This is a genomic window from Streptomyces sp. NPDC005820 (assembly GCF_040630255.1).
Lineage (GTDB): Bacteria > Actinomycetota > Actinomycetes > Streptomycetales > Streptomycetaceae > Streptomyces.
On sequence record NZ_JBEXXE010000068.1, the window covers coordinates 21,771 to 41,761 of the forward strand.

General features: G+C 71.5%; 18 protein-coding genes. 15 read left to right on the forward strand and 3 right to left on the reverse strand.

All coding sequences use genetic code 11. The features are described 5' to 3' along the window. The first annotated feature begins 136 nt into the window (after positions 1-136). The 5 genes from ABZ464_RS47715 to ABZ464_RS47735 are packed head-to-tail and all read left to right on the forward strand — an operon-like array spanning position 137 to position 5,686. On the forward strand, positions 137-1,762 hold the full coding sequence (locus ABZ464_RS47715) for an ABC transporter substrate-binding protein (RefSeq protein WP_359288404.1): 1,626 nt from the start codon (positions 137-139) through the stop codon (positions 1,760-1,762). A gap of 6 nt (positions 1,763-1,768) precedes the next feature. Next, on the forward strand, positions 1,769-2,692 hold the full coding sequence (locus ABZ464_RS47720; RefSeq protein ID WP_359288406.1) for an ABC transporter permease: 924 nt from the start codon (positions 1,769-1,771) through the stop codon (positions 2,690-2,692). Further along, entirely contained in the window at positions 2,685-3,629 is a 945-nt protein-coding gene (locus tag ABZ464_RS47725) for an ABC transporter permease (RefSeq protein WP_359288408.1), read from the forward strand. Before ABZ464_RS47720 ends, ABZ464_RS47725 begins: the two co-directional genes overlap by 8 nt. A 7-nt stretch (positions 3,630-3,636) precedes the next feature. Beyond that, positions 3,637-4,665, forward strand: coding sequence for an ABC transporter ATP-binding protein (locus ABZ464_RS47730; RefSeq protein ID WP_359288409.1), 1,029 nt, complete (start codon positions 3,637-3,639; stop codon positions 4,663-4,665). Then, entirely contained in the window at positions 4,658-5,686 is a 1,029-nt protein-coding gene (locus ABZ464_RS47735) for a dipeptide ABC transporter ATP-binding protein (protein ID WP_359288411.1), read from the forward strand. Before ABZ464_RS47730 ends, ABZ464_RS47735 begins: the two co-directional genes overlap by 8 nt. Before the next feature lie 150 nt (positions 5,687-5,836). Here ABZ464_RS47735 and ABZ464_RS47740 read toward each other — a convergent pair whose 3' ends face one another. Beyond that, complete coding sequence (locus tag ABZ464_RS47740; RefSeq protein WP_359288414.1) at positions 5,837-7,972, reverse strand: prolyl oligopeptidase family serine peptidase; 2,136 nt, start codon at positions 7,970-7,972, stop codon at positions 5,837-5,839. Between the two features lie 180 nt (positions 7,973-8,152). Here ABZ464_RS47740 and ABZ464_RS47745 point away from each other — a divergent pair, with 180 nt between their 5' ends. The 8 genes from ABZ464_RS47745 (at position 8,153) to ABZ464_RS47780 (ending at position 16,263) form a co-directional block, all read left to right on the forward strand. Next, positions 8,153-8,347: a hypothetical protein gene (locus ABZ464_RS47745; protein WP_055635483.1), complete on the forward strand. Its 195-nt coding sequence runs from the start codon at positions 8,153-8,155 to the stop codon at positions 8,345-8,347. A gap of 289 nt (positions 8,348-8,636) precedes the next feature. Further along, a complete protein-coding gene (gene mshB / locus ABZ464_RS47750; RefSeq protein WP_359288416.1) occupies positions 8,637-9,533 on the forward strand; it encodes an N-acetyl-1-D-myo-inositol-2-amino-2-deoxy-alpha-D-glucopyranoside deacetylase in 897 nt (298 codons plus the stop codon). Continuing rightward, positions 9,533-9,943 carry a DUF6113 family protein gene (locus ABZ464_RS47755; protein ID WP_359288418.1) on the forward strand — a complete coding sequence of 137 codons (411 nt, stop codon included), beginning with the start codon at positions 9,533-9,535 and terminating at the stop codon, positions 9,941-9,943. Before mshB ends, ABZ464_RS47755 begins: the two co-directional genes overlap by 1 nt. Positions 9,944-10,097: 154 nt before the next feature. Beyond that, positions 10,098-12,662: a hypothetical protein gene (locus ABZ464_RS47760; protein WP_359288420.1), complete on the forward strand. Its 2,565-nt coding sequence runs from the start codon at positions 10,098-10,100 to the stop codon at positions 12,660-12,662. A gap of 109 nt (positions 12,663-12,771) precedes the next feature. Continuing rightward, positions 12,772-13,707 carry an ABC transporter ATP-binding protein gene (locus ABZ464_RS47765; protein ID WP_359288422.1) on the forward strand — a complete coding sequence of 312 codons (936 nt, stop codon included), beginning with the start codon at positions 12,772-12,774 and terminating at the stop codon, positions 13,705-13,707. Beyond that, on the forward strand, positions 13,704-14,444 hold the full coding sequence (locus ABZ464_RS47770; RefSeq protein ID WP_359288424.1) for an ABC transporter permease: 741 nt from the start codon (positions 13,704-13,706) through the stop codon (positions 14,442-14,444). The genes ABZ464_RS47765 and ABZ464_RS47770 overlap by 4 nt, the downstream gene beginning before the upstream one ends. A 5-nt stretch (positions 14,445-14,449) precedes the next feature. Next, positions 14,450-15,649 (forward strand): histidine kinase, encoded by a 1,200-nt coding sequence (locus ABZ464_RS47775; protein ID WP_359288432.1) that lies wholly within the window; start codon positions 14,450-14,452, stop codon positions 15,647-15,649. Further along, a complete protein-coding gene (locus ABZ464_RS47780) occupies positions 15,646-16,263 on the forward strand; it encodes a response regulator transcription factor (protein WP_359288426.1) in 618 nt (205 codons plus the stop codon). The genes ABZ464_RS47775 and ABZ464_RS47780 overlap by 4 nt, the downstream gene beginning before the upstream one ends. A gap of 81 nt (positions 16,264-16,344) precedes the next feature. Here the strand turns inward: ABZ464_RS47780 and ABZ464_RS47785 are convergent, their stop codons facing one another. Then, positions 16,345-17,187, reverse strand: a complete 843-nt coding sequence (locus ABZ464_RS47785) for a transglutaminase-like domain-containing protein (protein WP_359288428.1) — start codon at positions 17,185-17,187, stop codon at positions 16,345-16,347. Continuing rightward, on the reverse strand, positions 17,184-18,179 hold the full coding sequence (locus ABZ464_RS47790; RefSeq protein WP_359288434.1) for a GNAT family N-acetyltransferase: 996 nt from the start codon (positions 18,177-18,179) through the stop codon (positions 17,184-17,186). Before ABZ464_RS47790 ends, ABZ464_RS47785 begins: the two co-directional genes overlap by 4 nt. Before the next feature lie 140 nt (positions 18,180-18,319). On the opposite strand from ABZ464_RS47790, the gene fdxA reads away from it, so the two are divergent. Together fdxA and ABZ464_RS47800 are read left to right on the forward strand one after the other, a co-directional pair. Continuing rightward, positions 18,320-18,640 (forward strand): ferredoxin, encoded by a 321-nt coding sequence (gene fdxA, locus ABZ464_RS47795; protein ID WP_030961637.1) that lies wholly within the window; start codon positions 18,320-18,322, stop codon positions 18,638-18,640. A 130-nt stretch (positions 18,641-18,770) separates the two neighbouring features. After that, on the forward strand, positions 18,771-19,868 hold the full coding sequence (locus ABZ464_RS47800; protein WP_359288430.1) for a bifunctional succinyldiaminopimelate transaminase/glutamate-prephenate aminotransferase: 1,098 nt from the start codon (positions 18,771-18,773) through the stop codon (positions 19,866-19,868). Positions 19,869-19,991 lie beyond the last annotated feature (123 nt).

The following is a 19,991-nucleotide window of genomic DNA, read 5'->3' on the forward strand; positions in this document are numbered from 1 at the left end:
TTTCCTGCCTCCCGCCGCCCCCGAAGGAACCCGTACGGGTGGGGTGAAAGTGCGCAGAATTTCCGATGTGGCGATATTGACTGGTAAGGGATCAAGGCGTCAGGGCCTACGGCGCGCAGCCACGAGGAGGCATCCCATGGGTCGAGGCATGCACGCGGGACGGGCCGTATGCGCGGCGCTGACGATGCTCGCCGCCACGGCGTGCGGAGGCGGAGGAAGCGGCGGCGGCGACACGAGCGAGGTCCTCACCTCGTCCTGGGGCGACCCGCAGAACCCGCTGGAGCCCGCCAACACCAACGAGGTGCAGGGCGGCAAGGTCCTCGACATGATCTTCCGCGGCCTGAAGCGGTACGACCCCGAGACCGCCCAGGCGCAGAACATGCTGGCCCAGAGCATCGAGACACCGGACTCGCAGAACTTCACGGTCACCCTGAAGGACGGCTGGACGTTCAGCGACGGCGAGAAGGTGACCGCCCGCTCCTTCGTCGACGCCTGGAACTACGGGGCGAGCCTGAAGAACGCGCAGAAAGCGGCCGAGTTCTTCAAGTACATCGAGGGATACGACCGGATCCACCCGGAGACGGGGAAACAGAGCGCCGACACCCTGTCCGGACTGAAGGTCGTCGACGACCGCACCTTCACCGTGCGCCTCAGCCAGAAGTTCTCCTCCTTCCCCGACACCCTCGGCTACGCCGTCTTCTCGCCGCTGCCCCGGGCGTTCTTCGACGACCACGAGGCCTGGCTGAAGAAGCCCGTCGGCAACGGGCCCTACACGATCGCCTCGTACACCCGGGGCGCGCAGATGAACCTCGTCCGACGGGACGACTACCCCGGCGCGGACAAGGCGCGCAACGGCGGGGTGACCCTGAAGGTCTACACCGACCCCAACACCGCCTACACCGACCTGCTGGCCGGCAACCTCGACCTCACCGATGACGTGCCCGCCGCCCAGCTCAAGAACGCCCCCGGCGACCTCGGCGGCCGGTACCTCAACCAGCCCGCCGGCATCATCCAGACCATCGCCTTCCCCTACTACGACGAGGCGTGGGCCAAGCCCGGCATGGACAAGGTCCGCAAGGGGCTGTCCATGGCCATCGACCGCGACCGGATCACCAGGACGATCTACCAGAGCACCCGCGTCCCGGCGACGGACTGGACGTCACCGGTCCTCGGGATCAAGGGCGGTGACAGCAAGGGGCTGTGCGGCGAGTGGTGCACCTACGACCCGGCCCGGGCCAAGGAGCTGATCCAGCAGGGCGGCGGACTGCCCGGCGGACAGGTGAAGATCACGTACAACGCGGACGCCGGCTCCCACAAGCAGTGGGTCGACGCCGTCTGCAACTCCATCAACAACGTCCTGGGCGACGACCGGGCCTGCGCCGGCAGCCCGATCGGCACCTTCGCCGACTACCGGAACAAGACCACCAAGCAGAAGCTGAGCGGCCCCTTCCGGGCCGGCTGGCAGATGGACTACCCGCTCATCCAGAACTTCCTCCAGCCGCTCTACTACACCAACGCCCCCTCCAACGACGGCAAGTGGTCCAACAAGGAGTTCGACGGGCTCGTCGACCGGGCCAACGCCGAGACCGACCCCGCCAAGGCCGTGGCGCTGTTCCAGCAGGCCGAGGAGGTCGTCCGGGACGACATGGCGGCCATCCCGCTCTGGTACCAGAACGGCACGGGCGGCTACGGGGAACGCCTCTCCGACGTCCGGCTCAACCCGTTCTCCGTCCCCGTCTACACCGACATCAAGGTCGGCTGACCCGCCATGGGGCGGTACGTCGTACGGCGGCTGCTGCAGATGGCGCCCGTGTTCCTCGGGGCGACGCTGCTGATCTTCCTCATGGTGAACGTCATGGGCGACCCCGTCGCGGGCCTGTGCGGCGAACGGCAGTGCGACGCGGCGACGACCGCCCGGCTCAAGCAGGAGTTCGGCCTCGACCGGCCCGTCTGGCAGCAGTACCTGACCTACATGGGGAACGTCTTCACCGGAGACTTCGGTACGGCGTTCAACGGGCAGCCGGTCACCGAGCTGATGGCGACGGCCTTCCCCGTCACCGCACGGCTCACGGTCGTCGCGATCCTCTTCGAGATCGTCATCGGGATCACCCTCGGCGTGATCACCGGGATGCGCCGGGGCCGCCCCGTCGACACCGGGGTCCTGCTGGCCACCCTCGTGGTGATCTCCGTGCCCACCTTCGTCACCGGTCTGCTGCTCCAGCTGCTGCTCGGCGTCGAGTGGGGCTGGATCAGACCGTCCGTGTCCCCGCAGGCCGCCTTCGGCGAGCTGATCGTGCCGGGCCTGGTCCTGGCCTCGGTCTCCCTGGCGTACGTCACCCGGCTGACCCGGACCTCGATCGCCGAGAACCGGCGCGCCGACTACGTCCGCACGGCCGTCGCCAAGGGACTGCCGCGCCACCGGGTCGTCACCCGCCACCTCCTGCGCAACTCCCTCATCCCCGTGATCACCTTCATCGGCGCGGACATCGGGTTCCTGATGGGCGGCGCGATCGTCACCGAGCGCATCTTCAACGTCCACGGCGTCGGCTACCAGCTCTACCAGGGGATCCTCCGCCAGAACACCCAGACCGTGGTCGGCTTCGTCACCGTCCTCGTGCTGGTCTTCCTGGTCACCAATCTGCTCGTCGACCTTCTGTACGCCGTACTCGACCCGAGGATCCGCTATGCCTGAACTGGAGCCCGAGGGCGAGATCGCGGCGCCGGGGCTGACGGTGGGGCAGCCGCTGCCGCTGGAGAAGGCCCCCACCACCGGTGCCACGGGCCGGCCCCGCTCCCTCTGGTCCGACGCCTGGCGCGACCTGCGCCGCAACCCGGTCTTCCTGGCCTCCTCCCTGATCATCCTCTTCCTGCTGTTCATCTCCCTGTGGCCCTCGGCCATCACCTGGGAGAGCCCCCTGAAGTGCGACCTCGCCCACGCCCAGGAGGGCTCGGGCCCGGGCCACCCCTTCGGTTACGACGGCCAGGGCTGCGACGTCTACACCCGCACGGTCTACGGCGCCCGTACGTCCGTCACGGTCGGCGTCCTCGCCACCCTCGGGGTCGCCGTCCTCGGCAGCGTCCTGGGCGGCCTCGCGGGCTTCTTCGGTGGCGCGGGCGACGCGGTCCTCTCCCGGATCACGGACGTCTTCTTCGCGATCCCCGTGGTCCTCGGCGGCCTGGTGCTGCTCTCCGTGGTCACCGGCGACACCGTCTGGCCGGTCATCGGCTTCATGGTGCTGCTCGGCTGGCCCCAGATCTCCCGGATCGCCCGCGGCTCGGTGATCACGGCGAAACAGCACGACTACGTCCAGGCGGCCCGCGCGCTGGGCGCCTCCTCCTCCCGCATCCTCCTGCGCCACATCGCGCCGAACGCGGTGGCTCCGGTGATCGTCGTCGCGACCATCGCGCTCGGCACGTACATCGCCCTGGAGGCCACGCTCTCCTACCTGGGCGTCGGTCTGAAGCCCCCCACGGTCTCCTGGGGCATCGACATCTCCGCCGCCTCCCCCTACGTCCGCAACGCCCCCCACGCCCTCCTGTGGCCCTCCGGCGCCCTCGCCCTGACGGTCCTGGCCTTCATCATGCTCGGCGACGCGATCCGCGACGCCCTCGACCCGAAGCTGAGGTGACCCGGCGATGCCGCTGGACGCAGGAGACGCGGAGACGGCGGGGCCGCGGCCCCGCGGGGAGACGCTGCTCGAAGTGCGGGATCTGCGGGTGGAGTTCCGGACCCGGGACGGGGTCGCCCGGGCCGTCAACGGGGTCAGCTGTGCCGTGCACGCGGGGGAGACGCTCGCGGTGCTCGGGGAGTCCGGGTCCGGGAAGTCGGTGACCGCGCAGGCCGTGATGGGGATCCTCGACGTGCCGCCCGGCCGGATCACCGGCGGCGAGGTGCTGTTCAAGGGCCGGGACCTGCTGAGGATGAAGGAGGACGAGCGCCGCAGGATCCGGGGCGCCGAGATGGCGATGATCTTCCAGGACGCCCTGTCCTCCCTGAACCCGGTCGTCCCCGTCGGCGACCAGCTCGGCGAGATGTTCGTCGTCCACCGGGGCCTGTCCAGGAAGGACGCGCGGGCCAGGGCCGTGGAGCTGATGGACCGCGTCCGCATCCCGGCCGCGAAACAGCGGGTCGTGGACTACCCGCACCAGTTCTCCGGCGGCATGCGCCAACGCATCATGATCGCGATGGCCCTCGCCCTCGAACCGGCCCTGATCATCGCCGACGAGCCCACCACCGCCCTCGACGTCACCGTCCAGGCCCAGGTCATGGACCTCCTCGCCGAGCTCCGACGCGAGTACCGCATGGGCCTCGTCCTCATCACCCACGACCTCGGCGTGGTCGCCGACGTCGCCGACCGCATCGCCGTGATGTACGCGGGCCGGATCGTCGAGTCGGCCCCCGTCCACGACCTCTACAAGGCCCCGGCACACCCGTACACCCGGGGCCTCCTCGACTCCATCCCCCGCCTCGACCGCAAGGGCCACGCGCTCCACGCCATCAGCGGCCTGCCACCCAACCTCATGGACATCCCGCCCGGCTGCGCCTTCCACCCCCGCTGCCCGGCGGCCCGGGACGCCTGCCGGACCGACGTACCGCCGCTGCACCCGGTGGACGAGGACCGCGGCAGCGCCTGCCACTTCTGGAGGGAGTGCCTGCATGACTGAGCCGATTCTCCAAGTGAGCGGGCTGTACAAGCACTACCCGCTCACCCGGGGCGTCCTGTTCAAGAAGCGGGTCGGCTCGGTGAAGGCCGTCGACGGCGTCGACTTCACGCTCGGGAAGGGCGAAACCCTCGGCATCGTCGGCGAGTCCGGCTGCGGCAAGTCCACGGTGGCCAAGCTGCTGGTGAGCCTCGAGCGCCCGACACGCGGCCGGATCCGCTACAAGGGCGAGGACATCACCCGGCTCTCCGGGCGCGCCCTGAAGGCCGTCCGCCGCAACATCCAGATGGTGTTCCAGGACCCGTACACCTCCCTCAACCCGCGGATGACGGTCGGTGACATCGTCGGGGAGCCGTACGAGATCCACCCCGAGGCCGCCCCCAAGGGCGACCGGCGCCGCCGGGTCCGGGAGCTGCTCGACGTGGTCGGCCTCAACCCGGAGCACATCCACCGCTACCCCCACCAGTTCTCCGGCGGCCAGCGCCAGCGCATCGGCATCGCGCGCGGTCTCGCCCTGCGCCCCGAGGTGATCGTCGCCGACGAACCGGTGTCCGCGCTGGACGTCTCGGTGCAGGCCCAGGTCGTCAACCTCCTCGACCGGCTGCAGAGCGAGTTCGAGCTGTCGTACCTCTTCATCGCCCACGACCTGTCGGTCGTCCGGCACATCTCGGACCGGGTCGGGGTGATGTACCTCGGCCGGATCGTGGAGATCGGCTCCGACGAGCAGATCTACGACCGTCCGACGCACCCCTACACCCAGGCGCTGCTGTCGGCGGTCCCGGTCCCGGACCCGGAGGCCCGTGCGGGGCGCGAGCGGATCATCCTCACCGGTGACGTCCCGTCCCCGACGGACGTGCCCTCCGGCTGCCGCTTCCGCACCCGCTGCTGGAAGGCGCGGGAGCGGTGCGCCCAGGAGGTGCCGGTGCTCGCCGTCCCGGAGCCCCTGAGGGACCTCGGCGGGCCCGCCGCACACGCCTCCGCCTGCCACTTCGCAGGGGTCGATCATGGGGACCCCCGCCCATAGCCGCACATTTGTACCGTAACTGCGTTAACACGCAGGCAACTTGGCCGACCCGATTCCGATATACGGACGCGTCAGTCTGAACAGCGTACGGCCGTGCGGGTGCCGTAAACGGGCCGGGATGCGCCATGTCATCCCGGCCCGTTGCCTTGTCTAGCCGAGTCCCAGCGAGCGCTTCAGGAAGTCCACCTGGAGCAGCAGCAGATTCTCCGCGACCTGTTCCTGCGGGGTCATGTGCGTGACGCCGGACAGCGGCAGCACCTCGTGCGGCCGGCCCGCCGCGAGCAGCGCGGAGGACAGCCGCAGGGCGTGCGCGACGACCACGTTGTCGTCGGCGAGACCGTGCACGATCATCAGCGGCCGGTGCGGCTCGGCGGGCGCGGACAGCCCCGCGTCGGTGACGAGCGAACTCTTCGCGTACGCCTCCGGGTTCGCCGCCGGGTCGCCGAGATAGCGCTCGGTGTAATGGGTGTCGTACAGCCGCCAGTCGGTGACCGGGGCGCCCGCGATGCCCGCGTGGAAGACGTCCGGGCGGCGCAGCACCGCGAGCCCGGCCAGCCAGCCGCCGTAGGACCAGCCGCGGATCGCCACCCGGGTCAGATCCAGGGGGTGGGACTTCGCCAGATCCTGGAGCGCCTCGATCTGGTCGTCGAGGCTGACGGTGAAGTCGTGGTGGACCGCCTTCTCCCAGCCGGGGGAGCGGCCCGGGGTGCCCCGTCCGTCGGCGACGACCACCGCGAAGCCCTGGTCGGCGAACCACTGCGAGGTCAGATGCGCGTTGTGGGCGGAGACGACCCGAGGGCCGTGCGGGCCGCCGTAGGGGTCGAGGAGGACGGGCAGCAGGGGCGCGGAGGGTTGCGAGGTGTCACTGGGGTAGTCCGTAGGCATAAGCACGGCGCACGGGATCCGCCGTGCGCCCCCCTCGGTGAGGGTCACGCGCGGGGACAGACCGGGATCTTCCGCATACGACCGGACAGTCGCCGCCGGCTTCCCGTCCCGCAGGATCCGCACCACGCTCCCGGGCCGATCCAGCCCCGCGGACACCAGCACGGTCACGCCCCCGGCGCGCACGGCAGAGTGCACGCCGGGCTCCGGGGAGAGGCGCTCGACCCCGAGCTCATTGACGCGATAGACATGCACCTCGCCGATTTCCGGGCGCTCCGCCCCCTCCCCGGCGGACGCCGAGACGAGCACGTCGTCGGCCGTGACGTCCAGCACCGCCCGCACGTGCAACTGCGCTCCGGTCAGCGGCCTTTCCCCGACCGCGAGGACCCGGGCGCCGCCCTCGTCGGCGATCCGGACCAACTGCCCCGAGGGGCTCCAGCACGGGACGCCGGGGAAAAGATCCAGCCAAATCGGATCTTCGTCGGCATGCACCATCCGGGTCGCCCCGGACTCGGTGTCCACCGCCAGGTACAGCTGACTGCGCTGATCGCGCGCCTGGACGAGAAGCAGCGGAGCACCCGCCCCTGACCAGTGCACTCGGGCCAGATACGGATACCTGGCCCGGTCCCAGACGACCTCCGTGCGCACCCCGTCCAGCCCGAACACGAACAGCCGGACCTCGGCGTTGGCCGTCCCAGCAGCTGGATACGGCACGTGTTGTGGGTCACGTTTCGGCTGTGCGGGATCTGAGATCCACCACCGCTCCACCGGCGTGTCGTCCACCCGCGCCACCAGCAGCCGGTCCGACTCCGGAGCCCACCAGAAACCCCGCGAACGCCCCATCTCCTCGGCCGCGATGAACTCGGCCAATCCATAGGAAACCGTGCCGGATTCCGGCTCCGCGACGGCCCGGTCGGGTTCGCCCTCGGCGCTCACCACCCGCAGCGCACCCCCGGCGACATACGCGACGAGTCGCCCGTCGGGGGACGGACGGGGATCGACCACCGGCCCCGGCACCCGGATCTCGCGCGCCGTACCGGCCCTCAGCTCGGCCGTGAAAAGCCGCCCCGACAACGCGAAAGAGGCCAGCTCAACGGCGTCGTCGGTGGCGTAGCCGACGATCCCGGCACCGCCCTCGCGACTGCGCTCCCGACGCGCCCGCTCCTCGGGCGAGAGGTCCTCCTCGGCACCCCCGAGCAGGGCACGCGGATCGGCGGCCGACCGCTCCGCACCGTCCGTGGGATCGAGGACCCACAGGGCGCCCGCGCGATCCGCACCGGAGCCGGAGCGCAGGAACGCGACCCGGGAGCCGTCGGGGGCCACCGTGAACGAACGCGGCGCGCCGAGCGTGAAACGCTGGGTGCGGGCGTGCCGGCGGGGGAAGGAGTCGGACTCGGTCGTCATCCCCCGACCATATTGGCCATGCGCCCCCTTGTGCGGCTGTGCGCCGAGAGATGCGCACGTACTCGTAGTTATGATCACTAGCGCACTGTGGGTATGAACCTGCTGGCAGTTGTATGGATTTACAAGTTCCCTCGTTCTGTTCCTGCCCCCACGTTCCCGGGTTCTTGGAGGTGAGCCGCCGTGGCACTCTCGATTTCGGCGGTGGTGCTGCTGGCGATCATCGTCTTCTTGTTGATCAAGAAGTCAGGACTGAAGGGCGGTCATGCGGTCGTCTGCATGCTGCTCGGCTTCTACCTTGCCTCCTCGACGATGGCGGGGACGATCAACGATCTGACGACGAGCGTGGCGAGCATGATCGGCAGCATCAAGTTCTGACGCGTGCCGACGAGGGGGCTCCGGTGCGTGGTTGACCGGAGCTCGACCTTCGCTGTTACAACCCGCGCCTTCCCCGCATCCGCATCCGTAAGCCAGGCGGATCCGGGACGACATCGCGCTTGCCCGGCTTCCCGAGTTCGATCGTGACCTGGGTGAAGCCTTCGATCATCGACCGGATCGAGCACATCGAGCGGATCGCGTTGGCCATCGCACACGTGCTCGACGGCGAGGGGTGACAGGCGGGCGGGGAGGTGACCGTGTGGCGGCTGTCGCCTCGTAGGCTGGCTCCATGACGGAAATGCCCGCTCGGCGTCTGCTCCTGGTGCACGCGCATCCGGACGACGAGTCGATCAACAACGGCGCGACCATGGCCCGGTACGCGGCCGAGGGTGCCCGGGTGACGTTGGTGACCTGCACGCTCGGGGAGCGGGGGGAGGTCATTCCGCCCCACCTGCGGCATCTGACCGGTTCCGCCCTCGGTGAGCACCGGCTGCGGGAGCTCACCGATGCCATGGCCGCGCTCGGTGTCGGTGACTTCAGGCTGCTCGGCGGTGTCGGGCGGTACGGCGACTCCGGGATGATGGGGATCGCCGACAATGACGACCCCGCGTGCTTCTGGCAGGCGAGTGTCGACGAGGCCGCCGCCGCGCTCGCCGAGGTGATCCTCGAGGTGCGTCCCCATGTCGTCGTCGCCTATGACGACAACGGCGGCTACGGCCACCCCGATCACATCCAGGCCCACCGCGTCGCCCTGCGGGCTGTCGACTTCGCGGCCGGGGCCGGGGGTGGAGCCGGCTGGAGTGTCCCCAAGGTCTATTACAACCGCGTTCCGCGCTCCGTCGTCGAGGCCGCCTTCGACCGGCTCCGGGAGGAGCTGCCGACGCTGCCCTTCAGTAAGAGCGCCGCCGTCGGCGACGTACCCGGTGTCGTCGACGACGAGCGGATCACCACCGCCATCGACGGTACGGCGTATGCGAGTGCGAAAGCCGCCGCGATGCGCGCGCACGCCACCCAGATCGAGGTCGCCCCCGGCGAGCGCCACTTCGCCCTCTCCAACGAGCTGGCCCAGCCCCTCTTCACCACCGAGTACTACGAGTTGGTGCGAGGAGGGCCCGGAGAGCAGGTGCAGAGCAGGGAGACCGACCTCTTCGCCGGAGTCGAGGTCGGGATCGAGGGAGTCGCCTGATGTCCGGTCCCGGTTCGATGCTCGCCCAGCCCCTCCAGCGGCCCTCCGTCGGACGGATCGCCGCCTACCTCGGACTTCTCGTCCTCGGAGCGGTCACCGGCCTCGCCGGTGCGCTCGTACAGGCCGGCTGGTTCCCCGGCGGACTGCTGCTCGCGCTCGCCGGCGCGGCCGGGCTCTTCCTCGGCGGCGCCCGGGCCGCGAACAGCCGCGCCGGGGCGGTCGCGCCGGCCGCCGGCTGGATGATCTCCGTGATCGTGTGCACCGCGGGCCGTTCCGAAGGCGACTTCCTGTTCGGCGCGGGAGGCGGCTCCTACCTCTTCCTGCTCGGCGGTATGGCTCTGGCTGTGATCTGCGCCACCCTTGGGCTGGGGCGGCAACCGGACGGCTTCGACGTCCGACTTGGCAAGTGACGTACCACTTCGCAGGGCGCGGCCGTGCGAGTCCCGTGTGGGTTTTCAGCGGCGGTCGTGGGATACGCGCCAGAAGCGGCCAGTATGGTGGTGCGCGCCGCCGAGCTGCCCGTGAGGTCGTGGCGGGCGGCGGAGCCAAACTGGAGAACCTGCCTTGAGTCGTGAAACTGACAGTCCGTCCTCCGGGCCCAACGGGCGCGGCGGGGCCGCGTACCCCTCGGGTACGCCGCCGTACGGCATCCCCGTGGTGTCCGACGGCGGTGCGGACGCGGGCCGTTCGGCCGCCCAGCCGGAGGAACGCAAGACCGAGACCACGCTGACGACGCGGATCCGGATCAACATCCCCGGTTCCCGGCCCATTCCGCCGGTCGTCGTGCGCAAGCCCGTCGCCGACTCCGAGGTCGACGACACCAACACCGGCGCACAGCCGGGGCCCGCGGCCGGTGCCGGCAACTCCACCGGCTCCACCGGCTCCAGCGGCTCCACCCGGGCCATGGGGTCCTCCGGCTCGGCCGGTTCCGCCGGGGCCTCCGGGTCCGACACGGGCAGCTTCGCGGCGCCCGCCGAACCCGCCTCCGGTACGGAGGAGAAGGCCAGCGACTGGTTCGCCCCGCGCAAGTCCGGGCCCGCCAAGGGCGGTCAGGGCGGCGGAGCGACCAACGGGGCGGGCATTCCGGGCGGTTCCGCCGCAGGTGCGGGCGCTTCCGGCACTTCGGGTGCGTCGGGCGCGGGTGCGCCGGGTACGCCGGGTGCTTCGGTGGGTGGCGCGCGCCCCGGTGCCGGGCGACCCGTCGGCGGGCGGCCCGGTGGCGTGGTCGGTTCCATGAGCGCACCGCTCGGCGCCAGGCCGGGCGGCACCAACGGCGCCGGGCTCCCCGGTGGCGCCACCGGCGGTCCGGTGGCTCCCGGGCACGGCGGCGGCACCGGTTCCTTCGACGTGACCGAGGCGCTGGCCGCGGGCCCGCTCGGCAACTCCCGGCCCGGACAGGCACAGGCACAGGGGCAGGGCCGGGGCCCGGCGCAGGGTCAGGGTCAAGGTCAGGGGCAGGCTCCGGGCCAGGGTCGCGGACAGACCGCGGGGCCGGGCGGCGGCGGTGCCGAGGCGCGCCGCGACGAGCTGCCGTACTTCTCCGACAACGGCCGCGGCGACCAGCAGGGCTTCCCCGGGGCGAACGGCCAGGGCGCCGGCCCCGGTCCCGGCAGCCGGCACGACTTCAACGGCCCCGACGGCCCCTCCGGCCCGCACGGCCTCGGCGGCCCGCAGGGTCCCACCGGCCCGACCGGCGGCCCGGTCACCGGCGACGGCCCGATGGTGCCCCCCGTGGCCCAGAACGCGGCCGGCCCGGCCATCGGCGCCCCCGGTATCCCCGGCGCCCCCGGCGCGCCCAACGGCTACGGCCGACCCGGCGGCGGCCCCCGTACCGCCGCTCCCGGCACGGGTACCGGCCCCGGCACGGGTACCGGCCCCGCCACGGGCCGGCTCCCCGGTGGCGGTCTGAGTGACGACACCGCGATCCTCACCCCGCAGATCCAGGCCCCCGGGCCGGGCACGGGCGGCTACGGCCGTCCCGCCGACAACGTCTCCGGGCACACCGTCACCAGCGGCATCCCGGTCGTGCCCTCCGCCGGCCAGAGCGGCCCCGGCGGTACGCAGGGCGGCGGACCGGGGGCGAAGAACGCGCCCAAGCCGGCCGCCGCGGCCGCGCAGAACGCGTCCGACTCCAAGAACAGCTCCAAGAACAGCTCCAAGAACAGCTCCAAGAAGAAAAAGAAGAAGGGCCGCAGCAAGCTGGTCCTGCTCGGCGGCGTCCTGGTCCTCGGCGGTGTCGGCGTCTACGGCGCCGGACTGCTGATGAGCCACTCCGACGTGCCCAAGGGCACCACCGTGCTCGGCGTCGACATCGGCGGCAGCACCCGCGACGAGGCCGCCAAGAAGCTCGACGACGCCTTCGACAAGCGGGCCGCGCAGGCGCTGAAGCTGTCCGTCGACGGCGACACCGTCTCCCTCAAGCCGGACCAGGCAGGCCTCCAGTTCGACATCCAGGCCACCCTCGACGACGCCGCGAAGAGCGACTACAACCCGGTCTCGGTGATCGGCTCGCTGTTCGGGCAGCACCGTGAGATCGAGCCCGAGATGCCGGTCGACGAGGAGAAGCTCCAGGCGGCGCTGCAGAGCGCGGCGGGCGGCTCCGGTTCGTCCACCGACGGCACCATCAAGTTCGAGTCGGGCAAGGCCGTCGCCGTCTACGGCAAGGCGGGCAAGGGCATCGACGCGGCGAAGGCCGAGGCGGCCGTCGTCGCCGGGTACCGCGCCCAGGTGGAGACCGGCTCCACCACTGCGGTGACCGTCCCGACCACGGCCAAGCAGCCGACGATCACCGACGCCGAGGTCGACCGGATGATGAAGGAGTTCGCCGAACCGGCGATGTCCGGAAACGTCAAGATCCAGGTCAAGGGCGGCGCCCCGGGCATCGAGTTCAGCCCGAAGAACTCCCTGTGGAAGTTCCTCGGCGTCAAGGCCGTCGACGGCAAGCTGGTGGAGGCCTACAACCAGGAGGCCCTGAAGGAGCTGTACGGCGGCACCTTCAACGACGTCCTGATCACCCGCGGCACCGGCCAGAAGACGGCCGTCACCGTCCAGGACGTCATCGGCGCCCTGCGCCCGGCCCTCAAGAGCACCACGGACCGGATCGCGGTCATCGACACGAACCCGAGCTGATCCGCCCCCAGCGCCGCATGACAGTCATGACAGCCATGACATCTGTCATGCGGCACTGAGGACGCCCGACACTGCCCCCGACCGGCCCCCTCGGGCGACGATCGCTGTCATGACGACGAAGACAGCACCCCCCGGGCAGACGACGGCACCCGCGGTCGGCTTCGACCGGGTGAGCAAGGCCTACGGCGAGGTACGCGCCGTGGACGGGCTGACCCTGGAGCTGCACCCGGGGGAGACCGTGGCGCTGCTCGGGCCCAACGGGGCCGGCAAGTCCACCACCCTCGACCTGCTGCTCGGCCTCAAGCAGGCCGACGGCGGCAAGGTCACCGTCTTCGGCACCAGCCCGCGCGAGGCGATCGTCGCCGGGCGGGTCGGGGCCATGCTGCAGAGCGGCGGCCTGATGGACGAGGTCACCGTCGGCGAACTGGTCGGCCTCGCCTGCGCCCTGCACCCCAAGCCGTACAAGGCCTCCGACGTACTCGCCCGGGCCGGCATCGCCCAGATCGCCTCCCGTAAGGTCAACAAGCTCTCCGGCGGCCAGGCCCAGCGCGTCCGCTTCGCGCTCGCCACGGCCGGCGACAGCGATCTGATCGTCCTGGACGAGCCCACCACCGGCATGGACGTCACCACCCGCCAGGGCTTCTGGGCCACCATGCGCGAGCAGGCGGACCAGGGGCGGACCGTCCTGTTCGCCACGCACTACCTGGAAGAGGCCGACGCGATCGCCGACCGCGTCCTGGTCCTGCACCGGGGCCGGCTGCTCGCCGACGGCACCGCCGCCGAGATCAAGGCGAAGGCGGGCGCCCGCCGGGTCTCCTTCGACCTCGAGGGCGAGATCGACGAGACCGCGCTGCGCGCTCTGCCCTTCCTGACCACGTTCGACGTCTCCGGCCAGACGGTCCGCATCCAGTCCTCCGACGCCGACGCCACCGTCCACGCGCTCTACGGCCTCGGCGTCTACCCCCGCAACCTCGAAGTCGCCGGGCTCGGTCTGGAGCAGGCATTCGTCGCCATCACCGCCGCCGAGGAGGCGAAGACCAAGTGAACAGCCTGATCAAGCTGGAGCTCGCCCGCGCCCTGCGCAACCGCAAGTTCCTGTTCTTCTCGGTGATCTACCCGTCGGTGCTGTTCCTGCTGATCGCGGGCAGCGCCGACGCCACCACCAAGGTCGACGGCACGGGCCTGACCCTCCCGACGTACATGATGGTGTCGATGGCCTCCTTCGGCGCCCTCACGGCCGTCCTGATGGGCAACAGCGAGCGCATCGCCAAGGAGCGCGAGAGCGGCTGGGTGCGCCAGCTGCGGCTGACCACGCTGCCGGGCCGCGGATACGTCCTGGCGAAGACCGCGAGCGCGGCCGTCGTGAGCCTCCCCTCGATCGTCGTCGTCTTCGCCGTCGCCGCCGCCGTGAAGGGCGTACGGCTGGACGCCTGGCAGTGGCTCGCGCTCACGGGCTCGATCTGGGCCGGCAGCCTCGTCTTCGCCGCCCTCGGCGTCGCGATCGGCTACCTCGCGAGCGGGGACGCGGTCCGCCCGATCACGATGATCACCTACTTCGGGCTGTCCATCCTCGGCGGCCTGTGGATGCCGACGACGACCTTCCCGCAGTGGCTGCAGGACATGGCCAAGTGGGTGCCCACGCACGCGTACGCTGCCCTGGGGCAGGCGATCGAACAGAGCCAGGCCCCGCACGCCAAGGACATCGCCATCCTGGCCGTCTTCTTCGCCCTGTTCACGGGCGGCGCGGCCTGGCTGTACCGGAAGGACACGCTGAAGGCGTGAGCGCCATGACGGACGACCTGCTGTCGAAGGAAGCCCGGCAGGGCCCGCCGATCCTGCTGGGCCAGGCGGCCCGCACCCGCCGCGAGCTGTGGCGGCGCAAGGTGCTGTGGATCGGCGTCTGGCTGGTGTTCCTGAGCTCACCGGTGCACGACCTGCTCTCCGGCCGGCACACCACCGCCGGCACGGTCGCCGGCTGGACGGGCCTCGCGGTGTTCGTCACCGTCTATCTCTCGCTCCTCTTCCGCGACATGGGGGCGACGCCCTACCCGTCGAGGCTCGTCCAGGGCCTCATCGGCGCGATGGCCGTGCTCGCCGTCGTCCTGTCCCTCACCCTCGGCTCCGCCTGGCTGGGCCTGTTCTGCTACGTCTCCGTGGCCAGCGGCACCGCCCTGCCGCTGCGGACGGCGTTCTGGGCGATCCCCGGCACGGGCGCGTTGCTCATGCTCGTCGGCCTGCGCACCGACATCGGGGAGGCCGCCAACCTCCTGGTCCTGGTCCTCCTCATCGGCTTCGCGATGACGGGCGTGAGCCAACTGGTCCGTACGACGGTCGAGTTGCGCAAGGCGCGCGCCACCGTCGCCCAACTGGCCGCCAACGAGGAGCGGTTGCGCCTGGCCCGCGATCTGCACGATCTCCTCGGCCACTCCCTCTCCCTGATCACCCTCAAGAGCGAGCTGGCCGGCCGGATGCTCCCCGACCACCCCGAGAAGGCGGCCCAGCAGGTCGCCGACATCGAACAGGTCAGCCGCCAGGCCCTGGTCGACGTCCGGGAGGCCGTCACCGGCTACCGGCGCCCCCGCCTCGCCGCCGAACTCGCCGGCACCCAGGTCGCGCTGACGGCGGCCGGCATCACCGCCGTGACCCCCGCCGAACCCGACCTCGACGGCGTCCCCGAGGAGAGCGAGTCCGCCCTCGCCTGGGCCCTGCGCGAGGCCGTCACCAACGTCGTACGGCACAGCGGCGCCACCCGCTGCACGGTGGACGTCGTCCGCCGCCAGACCCTCGACGGCCCCCGCCTCGAACTCTCCGTCGAGGACGACGGCTCCGGCGGCTCCGGCAAGGGCCCCGGCAACGGCCTCACCGGCCTCACCGAGCGCCTGGAGAAGGCGGGCGGCACCCTGGAGGCGGGCCGGGTCAAGCACGGCTTCCGACTGACCGCCCGCGTCCCGGCGGGCACCGCCGCGGACGTAGGATCCCGCCCATGAGTGACGGCACGATCAAGGTCCTCCTGGCGGAGGACCAGTCGATGGTCCGCGAGGCACTGGCGGCCCTCCTCGGCCTGGAGGACGACATCGAGGTGGTCGCCCAGGTGGCCCGCGGCGACGAGGTCCTCGCGGCCGCCCGCGCCCACGACATCGACGTGGCCCTCCTCGACATCGAGATGCCGGGCTGCACCGGCATCGAGGCGGCGGCCCGGCTCCACCAGGAGTTCCCGCGCCTGAAGTTGGTCGTCCTCACGACCTTCGGCCGCCCCGGCTACCTCCGCAGCGCCATGGAGGCGGGCGCCGACGCCTTCCTGGTGAAGGACGCCCCGGCGGCCCAACTCGCCCAGGCGGTACGGAAGGTACTCGCGGGCGAGCGGGTCATCGACCCGACCCTGGCGGCAGCGGCCCTGGCGGAGGGCGCCAACCCCCTGACGGACCGCGAGAGGGAGATCCTCCGCGCGGCGGCCGACGGCTCGACGAACGCCGAACTGGCCGCGGAACTCCACCTGTCCCAGGGAACGGTCCGCAACTACCTCTCGACGGCGATCCAGAAACTGGCGGCGAGAAACAGGGCGGAGGCGGTACGGATAGCGAGGGAGAAGGGTTGGCTTTGAAAGAAGCGCAAGGGGAGCCCACCCAGGGGCGCGGGGAACTGCGCGACCAGCCACGACGCACCCGCACCCGCCACACAACCGTCAGTTCAACATGGAGCGCGCCGCATGCGCCTCCCTCCGCACCTTCGCAGCCGCAGGCTCATCCACCACCTCCACCAACGACGCGTACTCCTCCAACTCCACCGCACCCCCGATGAAGTCCCCCCGCTGCACGAGCAGATGACCCTTCTCGTACCGCAACCGAGCCGGATGCGACGGCACCAGCAACGACAACTCCACCGCCCACAACCCCACATCAGACCGCTCCGGCCGCGCCGCCGCCCAAGACCGGATGTTGTTCAGGATCCGCATCACCACCGACAACGGCTCCGCCGGCACCAGCATCGACGGCTCCAGCCGCGCCGCGCCCGCCCCGGCCACCAGCAGCTCCGCGTCGCCGCCCGACAGCACCCGCCCCCCGTCGAACGGATCGACCAGCACCTGCCGTTCGAGATCCTCCGGCGGCCCGAACCCCACCACGAAGTGCCCCGGCAGCGCGACCCCGTGCACCGGCGCCCCCGCCCGCCGCGCGACCTCCACCCACACCACCGACAGCAGGATCGGCAGCCCCCGCCGCCGCAGCAGCACCTGGTGCAGCAACGAGGACTCCAGGCGCTGATAGTCCGCTCCGGAGCCCCGGAACCCGTACCGCCCGCCCAGCAGCTCCGCCAGCGCCAGCGCCCACGCCCGCGGCCCGCCCGGCCGGTACGGCACCTCGCCGGCCAGCCGGTCGAGTTCCATCTGCGCGGCGTCCACCCCGGCCTCGCCCAGTTCCGGGTCCGCCGCCGCGCCCACCAGCAGACACAGCGCCGCCAGGTCGGGCCGCTCGGCCCGCGCCTCCTCGGCGAAGAGCCGCCGCACCTCCGCGGGGTCGTACGCGCTCACGACGGCTCCCGGTAGTGGTGGTAGGCGTGATGCGCCGAGAACCCCATCCCGGCGTACAGCGCCCGCGCCCCCGCGTTCTCCTCCTCCACCTGCAGCCAGGCGGCCGAGGCGCCCTCGTCCAGGGCCCGCCGGGCCAGCGCGGCCATCACGACTGTGGCGAGACCCCTGCGGCGCTGTGCGGGATCGACCTCGACGGCGCCGAACCCGGCCCACCGCCCGTCCACGACACACCGCCCGATCGCGGCGGGCGCACCGCCGACCGGACCGGGTATCGAGGCGAACCACACCGACGGTCCGCTCCCGAGCACACGGAGAGCCACCTCGCTCACCCCCTTGCGCTGATACCGGGCCAGCCACGCCTCGTCGGCCTCCCTGCCCAGCACCACACCCTCAGCGTCCGCCCGGTCGGCGACCGGCGCCAGCGCCCCGGTCCACAGCCCGGCGGTCACCTCGCGCACCCACCCGCGCCGCTCCAGTTCCGCGCAGAGCAGCTCCTGGGCCCCCTCGGCGCCCGTCGCCGTCTGTACATAGGCGGGCAGGCCGCGCTCGCCGTACCAGCGTCGTACGGCGTCCAGGGCCCCGTCGAGCGGCAGGCCGGGGTCGCCGAGCGGCAGCACGGAGTTCGCGCGGCGGGTGAAGCCGGAGGCGGCCCGCAGCTCCCAGGCGCCGAGCCGCTCGCTCTCCACCGGCCGCCAGGCCCGCGAGGCGACCCGGGCGAGCTCCTCGTACGTCGCGGCGGGACCCCGGCGGCGGGCCGGGGCGGCAGGCACGACCTTCCCGGCGACCAGCGAGGACTCGTCAATCCGGACGGCCTCCCCACTCTTCCGTGTGATCACGAGCACACCCTTGTCCCATGATGTGAGAACACCCACCGTGTCGGTGAATTTCCCCTCCGTGACTCCAGCGTCGCTCAACCGCCGTACGGAGACGCGTTTGCCCACGTCAGCAGCGGTGATACGGACCTCGAGGCGTCCGTAGGCCGAGATTTCCACTGGTCGGTTCACCCCTCCTGTTCGGATCATGCCCAAGAACGGAGATACTAGGGGCGGGCATCGACGACGCCGCGCTCCCGCGCGCCAGGCGGCAGGGCCTGAGGAGGCCCGCCAGCGCCCTATCGAGGAGGAACGACAGCGTGACCTACGTCATCGCGCAGCCTTGTGTCGACGTGAAGGACAAGGCGTGCATCGAGGAGTGCCCGGTCGACTGCATCTACGAGGGCTCCAGGTCCTTGTACATCCACCCGGACGAATGCGTCGACTGTGGTGCCTGTGAGCCGGTCTGCCCGGTCGAGGCGATCTTCTACGAGGACGACACTCCGGAGGAGTGGAAGGACTACTACAAGGCGAACGTCGAGTTCTTCGACGAGCTCGGCTCGCCCGGCGGCGCCAGCAAGCTGGGACTGATCGAGCGCGACCACCCCTTCATCGCCGCGCTGCCGCCGCAGGCCGAGTAACCGCATCAGCGGCCCGCACCACACGTGCCGCCTCGGTCCCGTACGGCCTGATGAGCTCTGCCGGCCATGCGGGACCGAGGCGTTTGCCGTCCGTACGACACCGTCCGTACGAGAAAGTGAGCCAGAAACCGTGTCCGCAGTCTCCGACCGCCTGCCCACGTTCCCCTGGGACAAGCTGGAGCCGTACAAGAAGACGGCCGCCTCGCATCCGGACGGCATCGTCGACCTCTCGGTCGGCACCCCGGTCGACCCGGTCCCCGACCTGATCCAGAAGGCCCTGATCGACGCGGCGGACTCCCCGGGCTACCCGACCGTCTGGGGCACCCCGGCGCTGCGCGACGCGATCACCGGCTGGCTGGAGCGCCGGCTGGGCGCCCGTGAGGTCACCCACCGGCACGTCCTGCCGATCGTCGGCTCCAAGGAACTCGTCGCCTGGCTCCCGACCCAGCTGGGCCTCGGCCCCGGCGACCGGGTCGCGTACCCGCGCCTGGCCTACCCGACGTACGAGGTCGGCGCCCGCCTCGCCCGCGCGGACCACGAGGTCTACGACGACCCGACCGGGCTCGACCCGGACGGTCTGAGGCTCCTCTGGCTGAACTCCCCGTCGAACCCCACCGGCAAGGTCCTCTCCAAGCAGGAGCTGACCCGGATCGTCGCCTGGGCCCGTGAGCACGGCGTCCTGCTCTTCTCCGACGAGTGCTACCTCGAGCTGGGCTGGGAGGCCGACCCCGTCTCGGTGCTGCACCCGGACGTGAACGGCGGGTCGTACGACGGCATCGTCGCGGTCCACTCCCTCTCCAAGCGCTCGAACCTCGCGGGCTACCGTGCCGCCTTCCTGGCCGGCGACCCCGCGGTCCTCGCCCCGCTGCTGGAGATCCGCAAGCACGGCGGCATGATGACCTCGGCCCCGACCCAGGCGGCGGTGGTGGCGGCCCTCGGCGACGACACCCACGTCCAGGAGCAGCGCGCCCGCTACGCGGCCCGCCGCACCCTCCTGCGCGAGGCCCTCCTCGCCCACGGCTTCCGCATCGAACACAGCGAGGCCAGCCTGTACCTCTGGGCGACCCGCGACGAGTCCTGCTGGACCACGGTCGCCCACCTGGCCGACCGGGGCATCCTGGTCGCCCCCGGCGACTTCTACGGCGAGGCAGGAGCCACCTTCGTACGAGTGGCCCTGACGGCAACGGACGAACGCATCGCAACGGCAGCGAAGAGGCTGGCCGGCTAGCTGCAAGACAACGGCGGGGTCCAGGGGGAGCGACCCGGCGCGCGGCCGCTGGCACGGCGACCTCGCCGAGGCCCTGGTCCGGGTGGGCGAACCGGGCGAGGCGCAGGACGTCATCGACGTCGC